Genomic DNA, 19,435 nt, shown 5'->3' with positions numbered 1-19,435 from the left:
GCTGCGAATGGGTGGGGTGTCGCGGGGCGTGCTCATGGCGTCAGGTCTCTCGGGTGCGTGGTGCCAGCGGTGGGCAGGGGCCGGTGGTGGGCAGGGATATGCGCGGCCGCTCTGCGGCGCGCCAGCCCGCCTACGTGCGGTCGACCGAGAGCAGCAGCGCGCGGGCGCGGCCCGAGGGGGGCGGGGGCGGCGTGGTTCCGCTCGCCTGTGCGGTGGCGCTGGCGCTGTACGCGGCTCCGGATGCCGCGGCCTCCGCCTGCGCGTGCGGCGCGGCGGGCCGAGCGGCTGTCGCCAGCGCGCCGCCGCCGTGGCGGGGCCGGGCGTCGTGGGTCGCCGCGCGGTGGCCGGCGACGGCGGGTGCGGCGCTTTCGTCTGCGGTCGTGGGCACGGTGGTGGGCACGGCCGCAACTGCAGCGGGGCCTGCGCCCTGCGCCGCCGATGCAGAGGCCGCGACATCCGGAGCCGCGGAGCCTACCGGAACCGCAGAGCTCACCGGAACCGCAGAGGCCACCGGAACAGCTGAGGCGACCGGCGCCGCGGCGACCAGCGCCACCGTGAGCGCCAGGAGAATCAGCAGGAGCGGACGCAGCAGAAGCGGGCGCAGCAGCATCGGTGTCGGGCGGAGCGCGAGCTGGCTCAAGGCGAACACCGTCTCCCCCGGTTTCTCGTGCAGGTCTCGCACCGTTTGCATGCGGTTCTGCCTCCAGCAAACCATCCGAACATGGGAATCCGGTGCAGGCCCGCGAAAGGAGCACCGATCGGCCAGACGTGAGGGTTCCGTAAAGGCTGACGAGCGAAGCGTTAGGGAACCGTGAAGACGGCGGGGAAGGCCCGCGGGCAGGAGTTGTATCGAGCTGTACCAACCCCCGATACGGATGGAGTTCCCCGTGCTTGACGTCATTTTCGTGGCCGGCATCATCGTGCTGTTCGCGATCGTCGCCCTCGTGGCGAAGGGGGTGGAGAAGCTGTGATCGTCTTCGACATCGCTGCTGCCGCCCTCGCCGTCGCTGCCCTCGGCTACCTCGTGTACGCCCTCGTGAAGCCCGAGAGGTTCTGATGAACGACACCCTCGCAGCCATTCTGCAGGTCGCCACGCTCGTGCTCTTCCTCGTGCTCATTCACCGCCCGCTCGGCGACTACATGGCGTACATCTACGCCGGCCCGACGGCAGGAGGCTCGAAGGACCTGCGGGTCGAGCGCGGCTTCTACCGCCTGATCGGGGTCGACCCCGATCGCGAACAGACCTGGCGCGCCTACCTCTCCGGAGTGCTGGCGTTCTCGCTCATCAGCGTGCTCGTGCTGTACGGCATCCAGAGGCTGCAGGCCGTGCTGCCCTACTCGCTCGGACTGCCGGCCATTCCCGAGGGCCTCTCGTTCAACACGGCCATCTCGTTCGTGACGAACACGAACTGGCAGTCGTACTCCCCCGAGGCCACGATGGGGTACAGCGTGCAGCTCGCCGGCCTCGCCGTGCAGAACTTCGTCTCGGCGGCGGTCGGAATCGCCGTCGCGATCGCCCTCGTGCGCGGCTTCGCGCGTCGCAACTCCGGCACGATCGGCAACTTCTGGGTCGACCTGACCCGCGGCACGCTGCGCCTGCTGCTGCCCCTCTCGATTCTGACGGCGGTCGTTCTGATCGCGGGAGGCGTCATCCAGAACTTCGCCGGCTTCACCGACGTGACCACGCTCACGGGCGGCACCCAGTCCATTCCGGGCGGGCCGGTCGCCTCGCAGGAGGCGATCAAGATGCTCGGCACGAACGGTGGTGGCTTCTTCAATGCGAACTCGTCGCATCCGTTCGAGAACCCGACCGGCTGGACGAACCTCGTCGAGGTCGCCCTCATGCTCGCGATTCCGTTCAGCCTGCCGCGCGCCTTCGGCCGCATGGTGGGCGACACCCGCCAGGGCTACGCCATCGTCGCGGTGATGTCGACGCTGTTCCTGCTCTCGTTCACCGCCCTGACGCTGCTCGAGAGCTCGGGCGCCGGTTCGGCGGCCCAGGCCGCAGGTTCGGCGATGGAGGGCAAGGAGACGCGGTTCGGAATCTTCGGCTCGACCCTCTTCGCCTCCACCTCGACCCTCACCTCCACCGGCGCGATCAACTCCACGCACGACTCGTTCACCGCTCTCGGCGGCATGATGCCGATGCTGAACATGATGCTCGGCGAGGTCGCCCCCGGTGGCGTGGGATCGGGTCTCTACGGGATGCTGGTGCTCGCCGTCATCGCGGTGTTCATCGCGGGCCTGCTGGTCGGCCGCACCCCCGAGTACCTCGGCAAGAAGCTCGGGCCGCGGGAGATCAAGATCGCGAGCCTCTACATTCTCGTCACCCCGGTGCTCGTGCTGGCGGGAACCGCGGCCAGCTTCGCCATTCCGGCGGTGCGCGCAGACGTCGAGGGCACGTCGATCTGGAACCCGGGCATCCATGGCCTCTCCGAAGTGCTCTACGCCTTCACCTCTGCGGCCAACAACAACGGCTCGGCCTTCGCCGGCCTGACCGCGAACACGCCGTGGTTCAACTCGGCCCTCGGTGTGGCGATGCTGCTCGGGCGCCTGCTGCCCATCGTGCTCGTGCTGGCTCTCGCCGGCTCGCTCGCCGCCCAGGGCACGGTGCCCGCCACGGCCGGAACGCTGCCGACCCACCGCCCGCAGTTCGTCGGGCTGCTCGTCGGCGTCACCGTCATCATCACCGCACTCACCTACTTTCCCGCCATCACGCTCGGGCCGCTCGCAGAAGGACTCCACTGACCATGTCGACACACACCCCCGCCCGCGCCGCGGCGCCCGATGAGACGGCGGGTGCAGGCGAAACGCCCGCAGCCGCGAAGAAGGCGGGCGCGTTCAGCCCGGCCCAGCTCGCCGCAGCCGTTCCCGGCGCCTTCCGCAAGCTCGACCCGCGGGAGCTCTGGCACAACCCGGTGATGTTCATCGTCGAGGTCGGCGCCGCGCTCACCACGGCCCTCGCCATCGCCGAACCCTTCCTCGGTGGCGCCGAGGAGTCGGGCGGCGCTCCCGTTCCCGCCTCCTTCACCGCGGGCATCGCGGCCTGGCTCTGGCTGACCGTGCTCTTCGCGAACCTCGCCGAGTCCGTGGCAGAGGGCCGCGGCAAGGCGCAGGCCGACAGCCTGCGGAAGACCCGCACCAGCACCTCGGCCAACGTCGTCGTCGGCTACGACGAGAAGACCGACCCGGGCGCCGTATCGGCAGCCACCGAGCAGCGCTCGAGCGCTGACCTCACCCTCGGCGACGTGGTCGTGGTGACCGCCGGCGAACTGATCCCGGGCGACGGCGACATCGTCGACGGCATCGCGAGCGTCGACGAATCCGCCATCACCGGCGAGAGCGCCCCCGTGGTGCGTGAGTCGGGCGGCGACCGCAGCGCCGTCACCGGCGGCACCCGCGTGCTCAGCGACCGCATCGTCGTGCGCATCACGTCGAAGCCCGGAGAGACCTTCGTCGACCGCATGATCGCGCTGGTCGAGGGGGCGTCGAGGCAGAAGACGCCGAACGAGATCGCCCTGAACATCCTGCTGGCCAGCCTCACGATCGTCTTCGTGGTCGTCACCCTGACCCTGAACCCGATCGCGAGCTACGCCGCCTCCCCCGTAAGCCTGCCCGTGCTCGTCGCCCTGCTGGTCTGCCTCATCCCGACCACGATCGGCGGCCTGCTCTCGGCGATCGGCATCGCCGGCATGGACCGCCTCGTGCAGCGCAACGTGCTCGCCCTGTCGGGCCGCGCCGTCGAGGCGGCCGGCGACGTGACCACCCTGCTGCTCGACAAGACCGGCACCATCACCTACGGCAACCGCCAGGCCGCGTCGTTCACGCCGCTGGCCGGTGTGGCTCTGGATGATCTGCGGCACGCTGCCGCCGTCAGCTCCCTGGCCGACCCGACCCCCGAGGGCAAGTCCATCGTCGACCTGGCCGTGACGCAGGGGTTCACCGCGAACCTCACCGTGTCGGGCGAGATCGTGCCGTTCACCGCCCAGACCCGCATGTCGGGCCTCGACCTGCCGGGCGGATCCCAGCTGCGGAAGGGCGCGGGCTCCTCCGTCATCGCCTGGGTCGAAGAAGCCGGGCCCGTGACGGGTGCCGTGCGCGAAGAGCTCGAGGCGAGCATCCGCACCATCTCGAATGCCGGCGGCACGCCGCTCGTCGTCGCCGAGAAGCGCTCCGACGGAACGGCCCGCGTGCTCGGCGTCGTGTACCTCAAAGACGTCGTGAAGACGGGGATCGCCGAGCGCTTCGCCGAACTGCGGGCCATGGGCATCCGCACCGTCATGGTGACGGGCGACAACCCGCTGACCGCCGCAGCGATCGCGGCCGAGGCCGGCGTCGACGACTTTCTCGCCGAGGCGACACCCGAGCAGAAGCTCGCACTCATCAGGCGCGAGCAGGAGGGCGGCAACCTCGTCGCGATGACCGGTGACGGCACCAACGACGCCCCCGCACTCGCCCAGGCCGACGTCGGTGTCGCGATGAACACCGGCACCTCGGCTGCGAAGGAGGCCGGCAACATGGTCGACCTCGACAGCGACCCGACGAAGCTCATCGAGATCGTGCGCATCGGCAAGCAGCTGCTCATCACGCGGGGCGCGCTGACCACGTTCTCGATCGCGAACGATGTCGCGAAGTACTTCGCCATCATCCCGGCGATGTTCGCGGGCGTCTTTCCCGGGCTGCAGGCGCTGAACATCATGCAGCTGCACTCACCGGCCTCGGCCATCCTGTCGGCGATCATCTTCAATGCGGTGATCATCGTCGTGCTGATCCCGCTGGCCCTCCGCGGCGTGGCCTACCGGGCGCTCAGCGCCTCGCAGGTGCTCGGCCGCAACCTCCTCATCTACGGGCTCGGCGGGGTGGTGGCGCCCTTCATCGGGATCAAGCTCGTCGACCTCGTGGTGAGCCTCCTCCCCGGCTTCTAGCCGGCCCCGGCTTCCGCCACCGGCTCAGCCCCCTCTCGAAAGGATTCCCCCATGAGCATCTCCACCCGCGCTGCGGCCCGCCCCTACGGCGTCGCCCTCCGCGCGCTGATCGTCTTCACCCTCGTTCTCGGCGTCGCCTACACCCTCCTCATCACCGGCATCGGGCAGCTCGTGCTGCCCGCCCAGGCGAACGGCTCGCTGGTGCGCGAGGGCGACGGCAACAGTGCCGTCGTCGGCTCGGCGTTGATCGGCCAGTCGTTCACCGACGCCGACGGCGCCGCCCTGCCGGAGTGGTTCCAGTCCCGTCCGTCAGCAGCCGGCGACGGGTACGACGCGGCCGCCTCCAGCGGCAGCAACTACGGCCCCGAGAACGCCGACCTGCTCGCGGCCATCGCCGACCGCAAGGCCGCCGTCGCGGCATCCGACGGCGTGGCAGAAGATCGCGTACCGGCCGACGCCGTCACGGCATCGGCGTCGGGACTCGATCCGCACATCAGCCCGGAGTACGCTTCTGAGCAGGTCGAACGGGTCGCCACGACCCGCGGGCTCCCGGTGGAAGAGGTGCAGAGGTTGGTCGACACCGCCACACAGGGGCGAGACGCCGGGTACCTCGGCGAACCGACCGTCAACGTGTTGCAGCTGAACATCGCGCTGGCCGCGCTGGCCGGTTAGTCGGCGGGTCGGGATGAAGCGGGGAACCTTCCGCGTGCTGCTCGGTGCGGCACCCGGGGTCGGTAAGACCTACACGATGCTCGAAGAGGGCCGCCGCCTGAAGGGCGAGGGGCTCGATGTGGTCGTCGCGGTCGTCGAGACGCACGGTCGCAAGGGCACGGCGAGCATGCTGCTCGGGCTCGAGACCGTTCCCCGCTCCATCTCCGTGCACCGCGGCGTCGAGCTGTCGGAGATGGATGTCGCGGCAGTGCTCGCCCGCCACCCCGACGTGGCGCTGGTCGACGAACTCGCTCACACGAACGCCCCCGGGTCGCCGAACCCCAAGCGCTGGAACGACGTCGAGACCCTGCTCGCCGCCGGCATCAGCGTCATCTCGACCGTGAACATCCAGCACATCGACTCGCTGACCGACGTGGTCGAGCAGATCACCGGGGCCCCGCAGCGCGAGACCGTGCCCGACAGCGTGCTGCGCTCCGCCGACCAGATCGAGGTGGTCGACCTCGCACCCCAGGCCCTCCGTGACCGGCTCGCCGGCGGGTTCGTCTACCCCGCCGCCCGCATCGACGCGGCCCTGTCGAACTACTTCCGCCTCGGCAACCTCACCGCGCTCCGCGAGCTGGCGCTGCTCTGGCTGGCCGACGAGGTCGACTCCGCGCTGAAGAACTACCGCCGCGAGCACGGCATCGCCCGCACCTGGGAGGCCCGCGAGCGCGTCGTCGTCGCGCTCACCGGCGGGCCGGAGGGCGAGACGCTCATCCGCCGCGGCGCCCGCATCGCCGCCCGGTCCTCGGGTGGTCAGCTGCTCGCGGTGCACGTCTCGGCCGACGACGGGCTGCGGAACGCCGACCCCGGGGCGCTGCTCGCCCAGCGCCGCCTGGTGGAGTCGCTCGGCGGTTCGTACCACCAGGTGGTGAGCGACGACATCCCGCGCGGCCTCGTCGCCTTCGCCCGCGCCGAGAACGCGACCCAGCTGGTGATGGGGGTCAGCCGCCGCAGTCGGCTCGGTGCGGCGCTCACCGGGCCGGGAATCGGCGCCACCGTCATCCGTGAGTCGGGCGACATCGACGTGCACATCGTGACGCACGCCGCAGCGGGCGGCCGGTTCGCCCTGCCGCGGCTCGGCGGGGCGCTGTCGCGCAAGCGCCGGATGCTCGGGCTCGCCCTCGCCCTGGCCGGCGGCCCGCTCGTGACGTGGCTGCTCGTGTCGCTCCGTTCCGACGAGTCGATCACGAGCGACGTGCTCACGTACCAGTTGCTCGTCGTGGTCGTCGCGCTGGTCGGCGGATTCGGGCCGGCCCTGTTCGCGGCCCTCCTCTCCGGGCTCACGCTCGACTTCTTCTTCGTCGCACCTCTCTATACGGTGACGGTCACCGAGCCGGTGCACCTGTTCGCGCTCGGCCTCTACGTCGTGAACGCCGTGCTGGTGAGCGTGGTCGTCGACCTGGCCGCCCGGCGGTCGCGGGCTGCGGCCCGGGCATCGGGCGAATCGGAGCTGCTCGGCGCGGTGGCCGGCAGCGTGTTCCGCGGGCAGGATGCGCTGCAGGCCCTGGTCGACCGCACGCGCGAGGCATTCTCGCTGGAGGCGGTGCGGCTGGTGGTCGACGACGTCGTGACGCACGCCGCGGGCGAGCGGGATGCCGCGGGCTCCGTGACGAGCCTCCCGGTCGGCGGGCGCGGGCGACTCGAACTGGTCGGCGGAGACCTGGCCGCATCGGAGCGGCGGCTGCTCGCCGTGATCGCGACGCAGATCGACGCGGCGCTGGAGTACACCGACCTGGCCGAGACCGCGGGCGAGGTCGAGCCGCTGGCGCAGGCCGATCGCGTGCGGAGCGCGCTGCTCGCCGCCGTGGGGCACGACCTCCGCCGGCCGCTCAGCGCTGCGACCGCGGCGGTGAGCGGCCTGCGCGCGACCGACGTCGCCCTCACCCCCGCCGATCGCGACGAGCTGCTCGCCACCGCCGGCGAGAGTCTCGACACCCTGTCGCAGCTCGTCACGAACCTGCTCGACGTGACCCGCCTGCAGGCCGGGGCGCTGGCCGTCTTCCTCGCACCGGGCGACGTCGAAGACGTGGTGCTGCCGGCGATCGACGAACTGGGCCTCGGCCCCGACTCGATCGAACTCGACCTGCCCGGAACCACCGCCGCCGTACTGGCCGACCACGGCCTGCTCGAACGCGTCATCGTCAACCTGCTCTCGAACGCCGTGCGCTTCTCGCCGCCCGACGAGCGCGTGCTGATCACCGCGAGCGAGTTCGCCGGAACCGTCGAGGTGCGCATCGTCGACCGCGGGCCGGGCATCGCGGTGGAGCGCCGCGAAGACGTGTTCGTTCCGTTCCAACGGCTCGGCGACACCGACAACCTCACCGGCCTCGGCCTCGGCCTGGCGCTCTCGAAGGGGTTCGTCGAGGGCATGGGCGGCACTCTCGAGGCGCACGACACCCCGGGCGGCGGGCTCACGATGGTGATCGCGCTGCCGGCCGCATCCTCGCCGGCCGCTTCCGCCGCCCCCCTCACCCCGACGGAGACCACCCCGTGAAGATCCTCATCGCCGACGACGACCCGCAGATCATCCGCGCCCTCACCGTGACGCTCCGCGCGCGCGGCTACGACATCGTGACCGCCGCCGACGGGGCCGAGGCACTGAACCGCACCATCGAGCACCACCCCGAGCTCGTGATGCTCGACCTCGGCATGCCGAACCTCGACGGCGTCGACGTGATCCACGGCATCCGGGGCTGGAGCCAGGTGCCCATCCTCGTGGTGTCGGGGCGCACCGGCGAGGCCGACAAGATCGAGGCTCTGGATGCCGGGGCCGACGACTACGTGACCAAACCGTTCAGCATCGATGAGCTGCTCGCGCGCATCCGGGCCCTCTCGAGGCGGGCCCTGACCGTCGACGAGGCCCCCGTCATCACGTTCGGCGGAGTGACGGTGGATCTGGCGGGCAAACACGTGTACCGCGGCCCCGCGTCGGAGCCCGAGACCATCCGGCTGACCCCCACCGAGTGGGCGATCCTCGAGGTGCTGCTGCGGAACCCCGGCCGCCTCGTCACGCGCGACGCCCTGCTGACCGGGGTGTGGGGGCCGCACCACACGGGCGACTCGGGGTACCTGCGGGTGTACCTCGGGCAGCTGCGCAAGAAGCTCGAGCCGGTGCCGGCCGCGCCGCGGTACCTGCTCACCGAGTCGGGCATGGGCTACCGCTTCGTACCCGACCCGGCGGCGTAGCGCGTCGGATTCGCTGAGCGGTGTCCGGGCGGCCACGGCGCGACCGCCTCGGTAAGCTCGGGGCCGTGACCACCGACTCGCCGAACGAGGCAACCGGCGCCGAGCGCATCCCGGCGCCGTACCCTGCCGCGTCGCCGCTCTGGGTGCTGCTGTCGCGGTGGCTGCTGGCGCTCGAGGCGTGGCTGCGGTCGCACGGCGGCAGGCGGCTGCGGTTCGGGCTGCGCGCGTTCTGGGGCGCCGTCGCTGTGGCCGGCGTCGTGCTGCTGGTCGGTCCGGTCATCAATCCGCCGCTGACGCTCGACGACATCACCAGCTCCGCCGACACGGTCACCGACCGGTGGATCGCCCGCGAGTTCGCGGTCGACTACCGCATCGAACGATCCACAGACGGCACGCTGGTCGCGCATGTGGAGGAGAGGATCGGCGCCTTCTTCCCCGACGGAACCGATGAGCCGGGCATCCAGCGCGCCCTCGCCACCCAGTACCAGGGTCACGACCTCGCCCTCTCGAACATCACAGCGACGATGGATGGCGCGGCCATCGAGGTGCAGAGAGCCCAGACGCCCGACCGCGAGACCCTGACGCTCGACGCGCCGGGGAACGGGCCGCGCAGCGGGACGGGGAACGCGACGGGCACCACCGACGCCGCACCCCTCACCGGCGACCATGCCTTCGTGCTGCGCTACGACCTCGCGAACCTCGCCTACGAGACCACCGACACCGCGACCGACCAGCCGGTCGACCTGCTGCAGTGGAACGTCTTCGGCCCCTCCTGGCCGCAGGGCTTCGCCGGGCTCGACGTGAGCATCACCCTGCCGCAGGAGCTCGACGACCGCCTCGTGCGCCAGCCCCGCGGCAACCTCGCGTGGACCCTGCTGAGCGCCGGCGAGTGGCTCGAGCCCGAGGCGGGCGGCGCAGCAGGCGGCGCCCCCGGCGACGTCACCTACCGTTTCATGAACGACCAGAACATCCCGCCGCACGCCGAGGCGTGGTTCACCATGAACTTTCAGCCCGGCACCTTTCGAATGCCCGATCCGACCCCGCTCTTCTGGGTTCAGACCTTCGGTCCCGTCGCCCCGCTCGCCTTCCTCGCGATCACCCTGCTCCTGGCGTTCGCCGCCCGCCGGGTGGCGTGGAGCGACGCCCGCGGCCGCCCCTGGTTCGTCTCGCAGTCCGAGCCCCCCGAGGGCGTCTCCCCCGAGACCGCCGCCGCCGTGCTGCAGCGGCCCCGCGCGCTGGAGTTGGCCGGGTCGCTCGACCGCGTGCAGAGCGGTGTCGCGCACCGCCGAAAGCCGGCTCCGGATGCGGCGGGCACCGACGACGCGACGTTCACGAAGACCGGCGCCCTGAAGCGGAAGAGCCGGTCCCGGGCATCCCGCGCGGCAGCAGACCGGCGCGGCCGCCTCGTCGACGCGGCCCGCGTCGCACACCGCACCGGGCGTATCGGCGACCTGCCACGGGCCCTCGCCCGGTACAGCGCGGCACCGGCGCGCCGGGCCCTCCAGGCGACCGGGCTGCGGCGCATCCCGCGCGGCTTCGTGCGGGATCTCTTCATCGCGGCGCCCCTCGCGCTCACCCTCGTGCAGTGGGGAATCGTTCGCCAGCTCTCCCACCAGGCGAAGCTGTCGATCGTCTGGTGGCCGGTCGCGTTCGTTCTCGTCTCGACCGTGGTCGCGGTGATCGTGCTGGCGATTGCCCTGTCGGCCCGCCCCCTCACCCGGCGCGGCGCGCTGCTGAAGCAGCACCTGCAGGGCATCGGGGTGTACGCCGACCGCACCCGGCTGCTCGAGCGTGCGCCGACGAACGACTCGCTGCTGCCGTTCGCCGTGCTGCTCGCGCCGCCGCGCGAAGCGGGCGAGCGGGTTGTCGGCCTCATCGAGGGCGAGCTCGACGATGGCAGCGGCAGCAGCAGCAGCAGCGGCAGCGACTGGCGCACCCCCGGCTTCCTCACCTGGCCGCGTCTCGGCCTCCGCGCTCTCGCCCTGCTCCTCGTGGCCGGCGCGATCGTCGCCGTCAGCGTGCTGCCGAACCCGTACGACCGCGGCGACGACTTCGCCTCGTTCTCGGGCGACATCCCCGGCACGATCGACACGAAGGTGACGTCGATGGATGCCGTCGCCGACCTGTCACGCACCGCCGACGGCCATGCTCGGCTCGCCGTCACCGAGCAGCTCACCGTGACGTTTGGCGACGAAGGATCGCGCGTGCCCCAGTTCGTGCAGGAGTGGCCGAGCATCCAGAACCACCAGAACCTCGGTCTGACTGTGCGATCGGTCACGATCGACGGGGCAGACGTTCCGTTCGCCACCGAACAGCGGCCGAACACCGTACTGATGCGAACCACCCTCGGCGACGTGCTGACCGGAGCGCACGACGTGCAGCTGAGCTACGAGCTGGAGTCGGCGGCGGTTGCCGCAGAGCAGGCGGGGCGGGCCGGCGATGCGGGGCAGGGCGGCGCCGCCGTCGACCGCATCCGCTGGACCGCGCTGCTCGACGGCTGGCAGTACGACTCGGCGTGGGGCGACGAGCCGGCGCCCGACCCGTTGCGGCTGCAGCTGCGCATGCCCGCATCGCTCGCCGGCGACGTGACCGACGGCGGCTGGCTGACGCTCGACACCGACTCCTCCGACAGCCCGAGCGACTGGGCGCCCGCTGTGGTGCCCTTCGACTCCCCCGAGTACACATCGGCGGCCGGCTCGCAGGCCGCCGACCGTTCCGGCACCACCTCGAACACCTCCACCGACGCGGGCACCGTGCTGCACGTGCTCGACCTGCGCGGTGGCGACCTCGACACCGGCTACCCCTTCGACCTCACCGTCGACGGCACCGGAGCCGCGCTCGACTTTCCCGCCGGAACCTTCGCCGGGCCCGACCCGGCGGCCCTCCGCCTCGAGCAGTTCGGCGCGGTCGCACCACTGCTCGTGGTGGTGCTGCTCGCCGCCCTCGCGGTGGTGTTCGGCGTGCTCGGAGCCGTGCAGGGCGCCCGCCGACGCCCGCGCATCTTCGTACCGGGCCTGCTGCGCGACCTCGTCTGGTGGCTCGCGCCCGCCGCCACGCTCGCGACGACCATCCTGTTCTTCTGGATGACGATCGACATGCCGGCCGACGACGGCGACTTCGTGCCGCTCGCGCTCGCGACGCTGGCCGCCCTCGCCGCCAGTGTCGCCGGGCTGGTGCTCACCCGCCGCTCGCGCCGCCCCGCTGCCGGGTAGCTCAGCTAGCCTGAACACATGGGCACCCTCGACGACTACGCGTTCCGCACCTTTCCCGCCGCCGTTTCTGACGACGGGTCGGCCGAGCCCGCTACCGCCGCGTGGATCGCCGCCGAACGCCGCGGCTTCCACGACACGCGCGCCTCCGACGACGCCCTCGCCCTGACCGCCTCGAACCTCGTCGGCGACGGCCGCGAACTCACCGCCGCCTACGCCACGGCGGGCGATCCGAGCATCCCCGTCGCCACGTTCGCGTCGTACCCCGGCACCCTGAACGTCGGCGCTGCCGACCTGCTGCCCGTGCACCTCATCTCCAACGTGACGGTGCGGCCGACCCACCGCCGCAACGGCCTGCTGCGACAGATGATGACCGAGAACCTCGGCCGGGCATCCAGAGCCGGCTTCGCCGTGGCCGCCCTGACCGTCTCCGAGGCCACCATCTACCGCCGCTTCGGCTTCGGCGTCGCGACCACCGTCGCGCACAGCACCGTGCTGACCGACGGGCGGTTCCGGATGCTGACCCCTCCCCCCGGGCGGAGCGAGTTCGTCGAGCCGGCCGAACTCCGCGCGCTCGCGCCCGCCGTGTTCGCGCGCTTCCACGCAGCCCACCCCGGATCCGTCGACCGCCACACCGCGACCTGGGCCCGCATCTCGGGCGGGCGCACCGAGAAGGCCGAGCCCGACGCCTCCCTCTACGCCGCCGCGCACTTCGCCGACGACGGCACCCCCGACGGCTACGTCTCGTACCGGGTGACCGGCGCGACGGGCGACGCGAACGGCACCGACACCGACCACGTCGAGATCGTCGACCTCGTGGCTGCCGACGACGGAGCGTATCTGGGCCTCTGGGAGCTGCTCGCCTCCATCGACCTCACCGTCGGCGTTCGGTGGGCGTTCGCGCCCGCCGACGACCCCCTGCGCTGGGCGATCGCCGACTGGCGGGCCGTGAAGCAGACCGGCGTCGAAGACTGGCTGTGGCTCCGCGTGCTCGACGTCGCCGCCGCGTTCGAGGCCCGCGGCTACGCGCCCGACGTCGCCGGCGCGCTCACCCTCGCCGTCACCGACGACCTCGGCTACGCGTCCGGCACGTACCGGCTCGAGGTTCTGGATGCCCGCGCCACCGTCACCCGCGACGACACCGCCCAGCCCGACCTGACCCTCGCCGCGCCCGAACTCGCCGCCCTCTACCTCGGCGGCGTCGACCCCCGCACCCTCCGCGCCGCCGCGCGCCTCACCGAGCACACCCCCGACGCCGCCCGCCGCCTCGCCGCCCTGCTCACCCCCACCGCCCCGGTCTACGGCATCACCCACTTCTGACGCCGGGGTCGGGGCGGCCCCCGCCGCTCCGCGCGGCTGACCATCGGCACGAACGCAACGAGGGTGGCGAGCACGATGCTGGCCACCCTCGATTCTGGCCGACGCAGTGGCCGGCCAGCCGTGCGTGTCTGTTACTTGATGGCGCCCGAAGCGATCGCCTTGTTCACGTCGATGCTGCCGATCCCCGTCACGTCGTCGTAGCCCTTCGCAGTCTTCAGCGATGTGTCGGTGTCGAGCGTGATCAGGCGGGTGATGCCCGTCGAGGGGCTCGTGAACACCAGCGCCTTCGGCGTGGCCGACGGCACGACGTCGCGGAAGACGGACGGGTTCGACTTGTCGACGGCGTACAGCAGCGGGTTCGCGAAACCGATGGTGGTTCCGGTCGCCTGCTGGATGAGCGCCATCTGGCCAGCGAACACCGGCGATGCCAGCGAGGTTCCGCCGATCGACTCCTTCTCGAAGGGGCCGGTGGCGAGCGTGGCGTCATCCGTGATGGGACGCATGCCGATCAAGAACCCGGTGTACGGGTCGGCGATGGCCGCGACATCCGGAGACACCCGGTGACCCTGCGCGAGCGAGGCCGGAACCACACCCTTCTGGTACGCGGGGGCGGCGAACAGGGCGCTCACCCCGCCACCGGCACCGAACCGGAACGTTCCGGGCAGTGCCTGGGTGTACGAGAGCTTGCCGTTTGTCGAGACGATCTGGGCGCCCGTGCTGCCCCAGCCGGTCTCGAACAGAAGCGCACCGTTCTTGTCGATGGCAACGCTGGTGCCGCCGACGCTCGTGACGAGCGGTGACGAAGCCGAGTAGTCGGGAGACGCGTAGCCGAGGGCCGCGACCTCGTCGCCGTTGTCACCGCTCGAGAAGTAGAGGCCGATACCTTCGCCCGCCGCCTGCGTGAAGAGGTTCTCCTCGCCGCGCACCAGGTCGGCCGAGACGGCCTCACCGACGTTGCCGTAGCTGTTGCTCACGATGTTCGAGAGCTTCTTGTCGAGGATCTTCGACATCGCGACATCGATCCCGGCGTCGCAGTTGGTGGCACCGACATAGAGCAGCTTCGCCTGCGGGGCGACACCGTGGATGGCCTCGATGTCGAGCGTCTGCTCGCCCTGCCAGTTGGCGGGGCCCGCGCAGAGGTCTTCGTCGGTGAACTCCGACGGGTCGGGAACGACCTGCGTCAGCAGGTTTCCGGCGAGAGACGCCTCACCGAGCTGTGCGGCATATGTGTTGACGTCTTCGCGGATTGTCGGCGATGCGTAGGCGTCGATGACAGCGACGGTCTGTCCGGCACCCGTGTTGACATTCTGGGAGAGGCCGTATGCCGAGCGGATCTGTCGCGGCGTGTACCCGCAGTTCGCGGTCGGGAACTGCGTCTGCCCGTAGGCGGCCGGCGCCGTCACCGTGTACTGCCCGTAGTAGTTCGAGCAGGGGGTCACGATAGCGGGCGTTGCGTCGGGAACAGCGATCTTCGACTGACGCTGGTCGCTCGCCGGTGTCTCATCCGGCCGCACGAGATCGGGGTGGTTCAGGGTGCGGCCCTGGTCGATGCTGACCGCAGACACAGAGCCGGCGATGCTGGCGGGCAGCGACGGAGCAGTCGACGGCGCGATGAGCGTTGCACCGGCGATCGAGTAGCTGTGCAGCTGCGTGCCGAAGAGCGAGTCGACTTGGGCGACGCTGGCCCGGAACACAACGTACTGGCGGCTGTCGGGAACGGCGGTGATGGATGCTCCTGCCGCCGTCAGCAGCGAGACCACCGCGTCTGACGTCGCCTTCGTCGGCGAGTATTTCGCGATCCACTGATCGGGTGTGAGGAACTGCTTGTACGTCGGGGAGGTTGGCGCCGAAACAGCTGCGGCGAGCGCGGCGGCTCCTGCGGCATCCCGCAGCGGGAGAAAGATCTCCCCCTCGACAGTCTTGTCGGCAGCTGCAGCACCCGTGTCGTTGGCCGATGTGGCCCAGGCCGGCACGGAGCCCCCATAGTCCACGCGGTCTGCCGCGGAGGCCGGAGCCGTTCCGGCGAGCGACAATCCGACCAGGCAGGCCGCAGCGGTCACAGCCCCGAAGACCGCGCGTCGCCGCCCAGACTTCGTCGAAGAATTCAACATCAAGATCCTCCCGTTCGGCCTCCGTCAGTGAGGCGCATATGAGGACGATATGTTTCTTCTGGGCAATCGACGACCAGTCTGTGTGAACGTTCAGAGACGCAAGCCGATCAGGCGGCTGGGGCGCCGGGACGGATCGACGCGCGTCACCCCCGCAACCCGCAGGAAGTCGAGCTTCGCCGCAGCGTCGGAGCCGGTGGCCGCGGTGTAGGCGACGATGCGCAGGTCGGTACCGGCCACGGTGAACACGTCGCAGTCGAGCTCGATGTCGCCCACCACGTCGGTGCGCATCACCTTCCGCTCGGACTGGTGCTCGCCCACTGCCCCGCTCTGCCACAGCGCGCGGAAGGTGTCGCTCTGAACCAGCAGCTGCTCGATCAGCGCGTTCACCGACCGGTCGTCGGGGTACTTTCCGTGCACACGGCGCAGGTCGGCGACGAGCGAGGCCCCGAACGCGTCGACGCTGCCCGAACGGCTGACGATCCAGCCCTCGCCGCCGTGCAGCGGCTCGTCGGTGAACAGCGAACGGATCAGGTTCGGCCGCCCCGACGCCGGGTTCAGCGGCTCGCCGAGAAGCGCCGCCCAGAGCGGGCTCCAGCTGATCAGGTCCCACGCGGCCGTGAACACCGCGACGGGCGTCTCACCGAGGCGGGCGACGAGGCGCTGCACTCCTGGCGGAATGTGCGAGGGCACCTCGAGCGGCGACGGCGGCAGCAGCCCGGCCACCACGAACAGGTGGTCGCGCTCGGCGTCGCTCAGTTGCAGGGCACGGGCGAGGGATGCCGCGACCTGCGCCGAGGGCCGGGTCGCGCGGCCCTGCTCCAGCCGCACCACGTAGTCGACGCTGAGCCCCGCGAGCGCCGCGAGCTCCTCCCGCCGGAGCCCCGCCGCGCGCCGCGCGTCGCCGGCGTAGAGCCCCACGTCGAGCGGCGAGAGCCGGTCGCGCCACGCGCGGAGAAGCCCGCCGAGACCACTCTGCGAATCCTGCATGACCCCAGTCTGCCAGCGGGAATCGGATGCTGCGTGGTACTGCCAGTCCGCATGCTGAACGCTGCCACGACAGGGCACGCGTCGCGGCGCAGACTGAGGTCATGACCGAAACACAGAACACCACCACCCTCATCTCCGGCGCCAACCGCGGACTCGGCTTCGAGACGGCCCGCCGCCTCATCGAGGCCGGCCACACCGTCTGGATCGGCGCCCGCGACGAGACCCGCGGCCGCGAGGCAGCCGAGAAGCTCGGCGCACGCTTCGTGCAGCTCGACGTGACGAACGACGAATCCGTGGCCGCAGCGGTCGCGACGATCGAAGCGGCCGGCGGCCTCGACGTGCTCGTGAACAACGCGGGCATCGCGGGTCCGTTCCGGGAGGCGTCGGAGCTCACCGCCGCCGACGCCGAGACCGTCTTCTCGACCAACGTCATCAGTATCGTGCGCATGACGCTCGCGTTCCTGCCGCTCCTCCGGGCATCCAGAGCCGGCAGCACTGGAGCCGACAGCAACGGAACCGGCACCATCGTCAACGTGACCAGCGGCATGGGTTCGTTCGGCGCCGTGACCGACCCCGACCGCGTCGAGTCGCAGATCGTCGCACCGCTCTACCAGGCGTCGAAGTCGGCCGTCACGATGCTGACCGTGCAGTACGCGAAGGCGTTCCCCGAGCTGCGCATCAACGCGGCCGACCCGGGGTACACCGCGACCGAGTTCAACAACTACGGCGGACCGCAGACGGTCACCGAGGGCACCGACGCGATCGTCGAGCTCGCGACCCGCGGCGGCGGGGGCCCCACCGGCACCTTCATCGACCGCTCGGGCGTCGCTCCGTTCTGATCGGGTCGCGGGCCTGATCGGGTCGCGAGCGGGATGCTGCTGCTGAGTGGATGCTCGGCAGCAGCATCCCGTTCCGCGTCTGCGGCGCTACACTCTCCTTCATGCCGCATATCCGTATCCGTGACGCTGCGCTCTACCTCGGCGTGAGCGACGACACCGTGCGGCGCTGGATCGAGAACGGCGCCCTCACCAGCAGCCGCGACGAGTCCGGCCGCTCGGTCGTCGACGGCTTCGAGCTGGCGCAGCTCGCCCAGCGGAACGCGATTCTGCCCGACGACCCCTCCGACGTGGGTCGCTCGGCGCGCAACCGCTTCGTCGGCCTCGTCACGAACATCGTGATGGACACGGTGATGGCCCAGGTCGAGCTGCAGTGCGGCCCGCAACGCGTCGTGTCGCTGATGTCGAGCGAGGCGGTGCGGGAGCTCGGGCTCGAGCTCGGCTCGGTCGCCGTGGCCGTCGTGAAGGCGACGACGGTCATCGTCGAGACGCCGGCGGGGAGGGTCTGAGCCCATGCCGGTCAGGCCAAACACCACCCGTCTGCTTCGCCGCCTCACCTCCCTCGCGCTGGCTGCCGGCGTTCTCACCGGTGCCGCGGCCTGCGCCGGCTCGGCCCCGAACAGCAGCGGTGCCGGCGGTGGCGCCAGCAGCAGCAGCGCCAGCAGCACTGACGGCAATACCGCGGCCGCGGCATCCGGAAGCCCCACCGCCCCGACCGGAACCCTCACGATCTTCGCCGCCGCCTCGCTGAAGGCGACCTTCACCCAGCTCGGCAGCAAATTCGAGGCCGCGAACCCCGGAACCACCGTCACGTTCAGCTTCGCCGGCTCCTCCGACCTCGTCACCCAGATCACCGGCGGCGCACCGGCTGACGTGTTCGCTTCGGCCGACACGAAGAACATGACAAAGCTGACCGACGCGAGCCTCGTCGACGGCACCCCGGTGAACTTCGCGACCAACGTGCTCGAGATCGCGACACCGCCCGGCAACCCGGCGGGCGTGAAGACCTTCGCCGACCTCGCGAACCCCGACGTGAAGACGGTCGTCTGCGCCCCCGCCGTGCCCTGCGGCTCGGCGGCCGCAGCCATCGAGTCTGCCACGGGCATCCAGATTCCCGCCGTCAGCGAAGAGAGCGCCGTCACCGACGTGCTCGGCAAGGTCAGCTCGGGCGAGGCAGACGCCGGCCTGGTCTACGTGACCGATGTGAAGGGCGCCGGCGACGCGGTCGAAGGCGTACCGTTCGCCGAGTCGTCGAACGCGGTCAACACCTACCCCATCGGCACGCTCGCCGACACGAAGAACGCCGGCCTCGCGCAGGCGTTCATCGACTACGTGACGGGCGTCGACGGCCGGGCCGTGCTCGCGGCCGCCGGTTTCGGAGCGCCATGACCCTCCGCGTGCCGAAGTGGGTGCTGGCCGTCGCCGCCCTCGGCGCGCTCTTCGTGGTGCTGCCGCTGGTGGCAATGGTCGCCCGTGTGAACTGGGGCGCGTTCATCCCGCTCGTCACCTCGTCGTCGTCTCTGGATGCCCTGCTCCTCAGTCTCAGAACCTCGACGATCGCGACCGTGCTCTGCATCGTGCTCGGTGTGCCGATGGCGATCGTGCTGGCGCGCACCGCGTTCCCGGGGCAACGGATCCTCCGCTCCCTCGTGCTGCTCCCCCTCGTGCTGCCCCCCGTCGTCGGCGGAATCGCGCTGCTCTACACGTTCGGGCGGCAGGGGCTGCTGCGCGAGCCGATGAACGTTCTGGGCATCCAGATCGCGTTCTCGACGACCGCCGTCATCCTCGCGCAGACCTTCGTGGCGCTGCCGTTCCTCGTGCTGAGCCTCGAGGGGGCGCTCCGCACGGTCGGAACCCGCTATGAGGCGGTCGCGGCGACGCTCGGCGCGAGGCCGACGACGGTGCTGCGGCGCATCACGCTGCCGCTGGTGCTGCCGGCGCTGCTCTCGGGCGCGATCCTGTCGTTCGCCCGGGCGCTGGGCGAATTCGGTGCGACCCTGACGTTCGCCGGCAGCCTGCAGGGTGTCACGCGCACGCTTCCGCTCGAGATCTACCTGCAGCGCGAGACCGATCCGGATGCCGCGGTCGCCCTCTCCCTCGTGCTCGTGGCGGTCGCGATCCTGGTGGTGGGGTTGGCGGGGCGGGTG

General features: G+C 71.1%; 15 protein-coding genes. 12 read left to right on the top strand and 3 right to left on the bottom strand.

The features are described from left to right. Positions 1-130: 130 nt before the first annotated feature. Positions 131-691 (bottom strand): hypothetical protein, encoded by a 561-nt coding sequence (locus C5B96_RS11575; protein ID WP_104245516.1) that lies wholly within the window; start codon positions 689-691, stop codon positions 131-133. A 276-nt stretch (positions 692-967) separates the two neighbouring features. Here C5B96_RS11575 and kdpF point away from each other — a divergent pair, with 276 nt between their 5' ends. From kdpF to C5B96_RS11535, 8 genes are all read left to right on the top strand, one after another. Then, positions 968-1,057 carry a K(+)-transporting ATPase subunit F gene (gene kdpF / locus C5B96_RS11570; protein WP_104245515.1) on the top strand — a complete coding sequence of 30 codons (90 nt, stop codon included), beginning with the start codon at positions 968-970 and terminating at the stop codon, positions 1,055-1,057. Beyond that, the gene (gene kdpA, locus C5B96_RS11565) at positions 1,057-2,748 is read left to right on the top strand and encodes a potassium-transporting ATPase subunit KdpA (protein WP_104245514.1); all 1,692 of its coding nucleotides are present in this window, start codon (positions 1,057-1,059) and stop codon (positions 2,746-2,748) included. The genes kdpF and kdpA overlap by 1 nt, the downstream gene beginning before the upstream one ends. A gap of 2 nt (positions 2,749-2,750) precedes the next feature. After that, the gene (gene kdpB / locus C5B96_RS11560; protein WP_104245513.1) at positions 2,751-4,925 is read left to right on the top strand and encodes a potassium-transporting ATPase subunit KdpB; all 2,175 of its coding nucleotides are present in this window, start codon (positions 2,751-2,753) and stop codon (positions 4,923-4,925) included. A 51-nt stretch (positions 4,926-4,976) separates the two neighbouring features. Beyond that, on the top strand, positions 4,977-5,597 hold the full coding sequence (gene kdpC / locus C5B96_RS11555; RefSeq protein ID WP_104245512.1) for a potassium-transporting ATPase subunit KdpC: 621 nt from the start codon (positions 4,977-4,979) through the stop codon (positions 5,595-5,597). 13 nt (positions 5,598-5,610) lie between these two features. Then, on the top strand, positions 5,611-8,133 hold the full coding sequence (locus tag C5B96_RS11550; RefSeq protein ID WP_104245511.1) for an ATP-binding protein: 2,523 nt from the start codon (positions 5,611-5,613) through the stop codon (positions 8,131-8,133). Next, positions 8,130-8,825: a response regulator gene (locus C5B96_RS11545; RefSeq protein ID WP_104245510.1), complete on the top strand. Its 696-nt coding sequence runs from the start codon at positions 8,130-8,132 to the stop codon at positions 8,823-8,825. The genes C5B96_RS11550 and C5B96_RS11545 overlap by 4 nt, the downstream gene beginning before the upstream one ends. Before the next feature lie 65 nt (positions 8,826-8,890). After that, positions 8,891-12,037: a DUF2207 domain-containing protein gene (locus C5B96_RS11540; RefSeq protein ID WP_158507173.1), complete on the top strand. Its 3,147-nt coding sequence runs from the start codon at positions 8,891-8,893 to the stop codon at positions 12,035-12,037. 18 nt (positions 12,038-12,055) lie between these two features. Continuing rightward, entirely contained in the window at positions 12,056-13,354 is a 1,299-nt protein-coding gene (locus tag C5B96_RS11535) for a GNAT family N-acetyltransferase (protein ID WP_104245508.1), read from the top strand. Positions 13,355-13,485: 131 nt separating this feature from the next. Here the strand turns inward: C5B96_RS11535 and C5B96_RS11530 are convergent, their stop codons facing one another. Together C5B96_RS11530 and C5B96_RS11525 are read right to left on the bottom strand one after the other, a co-directional pair. Continuing rightward, positions 13,486-15,465, bottom strand: coding sequence for a protease pro-enzyme activation domain-containing protein (locus tag C5B96_RS11530; RefSeq protein ID WP_233189167.1), 1,980 nt, complete (start codon positions 15,463-15,465; stop codon positions 13,486-13,488). Positions 15,466-15,555: 90 nt separating this feature from the next. Next, a complete protein-coding gene (locus tag C5B96_RS11525; RefSeq protein ID WP_104245507.1) occupies positions 15,556-16,452 on the bottom strand; it encodes a helix-turn-helix transcriptional regulator in 897 nt (298 codons plus the stop codon). A 101-nt stretch (positions 16,453-16,553) separates the two neighbouring features. Here C5B96_RS11525 and C5B96_RS11520 point away from each other — a divergent pair, with 101 nt between their 5' ends. From C5B96_RS11520 to C5B96_RS11505, 4 genes are all read left to right on the top strand, one after another. Further along, the gene (locus tag C5B96_RS11520; RefSeq protein WP_104245506.1) at positions 16,554-17,291 is read left to right on the top strand and encodes an SDR family NAD(P)-dependent oxidoreductase; all 738 of its coding nucleotides are present in this window, start codon (positions 16,554-16,556) and stop codon (positions 17,289-17,291) included. 101 nt (positions 17,292-17,392) lie between these two features. Beyond that, entirely contained in the window at positions 17,393-17,797 is a 405-nt protein-coding gene (locus tag C5B96_RS11515) for a molybdopterin-binding protein (protein ID WP_104245517.1), read from the top strand. Positions 17,798-17,801: 4 nt separating this feature from the next. Beyond that, entirely contained in the window at positions 17,802-18,677 is an 876-nt protein-coding gene (gene modA, locus C5B96_RS11510) for a molybdate ABC transporter substrate-binding protein (RefSeq protein ID WP_104245505.1), read from the top strand. Further along, on the top strand, positions 18,674-19,435 hold a 762-nt coding region (locus C5B96_RS11505), incomplete at its 3' end, for an ABC transporter permease (RefSeq protein WP_104245504.1). The genes modA and C5B96_RS11505, both read left to right, overlap by 4 nt.

The sequence above is a fragment of the Subtercola sp. Z020 genome (genome assembly GCF_002931235.1).
In the GTDB taxonomy this organism is placed as follows: domain Bacteria; phylum Actinomycetota; class Actinomycetes; order Actinomycetales; family Microbacteriaceae; genus Subtercola.
Note: the sequence above shows the minus strand (reverse complement) of the source record. Positions and strands in the feature narration are given on the sequence as shown.

Excerpts from the sequence above, each read along its gene's own strand:
- C5B96_RS11575 (WP_104245516.1), bottom strand. The coding sequence starts at position 691 with ATGCAAACGGTGCGAGACCTGCACGAGAAACCGGGGGAGACGGTGTTC.
- kdpA (WP_104245514.1), top strand. The coding sequence starts at position 1,057 with ATGAACGACACCCTCGCAGCCATTCTGCAGGTCGCCACGCTCGTGCTC.
- kdpB (WP_104245513.1), top strand. The coding sequence starts at position 2,751 with ATGTCGACACACACCCCCGCCCGCGCCGCGGCGCCCGATGAGACGGCG.
- kdpC (WP_104245512.1), top strand. The coding sequence starts at position 4,977 with ATGAGCATCTCCACCCGCGCTGCGGCCCGCCCCTACGGCGTCGCCCTC.
- C5B96_RS11550 (WP_104245511.1), top strand. The coding sequence starts at position 5,611 with ATGAAGCGGGGAACCTTCCGCGTGCTGCTCGGTGCGGCACCCGGGGTC.
- C5B96_RS11535 (WP_104245508.1), top strand. The coding sequence starts at position 12,056 with ATGGGCACCCTCGACGACTACGCGTTCCGCACCTTTCCCGCCGCCGTT.
- C5B96_RS11530 (WP_233189167.1), bottom strand. The coding sequence starts at position 15,465 with ATGTTGAATTCTTCGACGAAGTCTGGGCGGCGACGCGCGGTCTTCGGG.
- C5B96_RS11525 (WP_104245507.1), bottom strand. The coding sequence starts at position 16,452 with ATGCAGGATTCGCAGAGTGGTCTCGGCGGGCTTCTCCGCGCGTGGCGC.
- C5B96_RS11520 (WP_104245506.1), top strand. The coding sequence starts at position 16,554 with ATGACCGAAACACAGAACACCACCACCCTCATCTCCGGCGCCAACCGC.
- C5B96_RS11515 (WP_104245517.1), top strand. The coding sequence starts at position 17,393 with ATGCCGCATATCCGTATCCGTGACGCTGCGCTCTACCTCGGCGTGAGC.
- modA (WP_104245505.1), top strand. The coding sequence starts at position 17,802 with ATGCCGGTCAGGCCAAACACCACCCGTCTGCTTCGCCGCCTCACCTCC.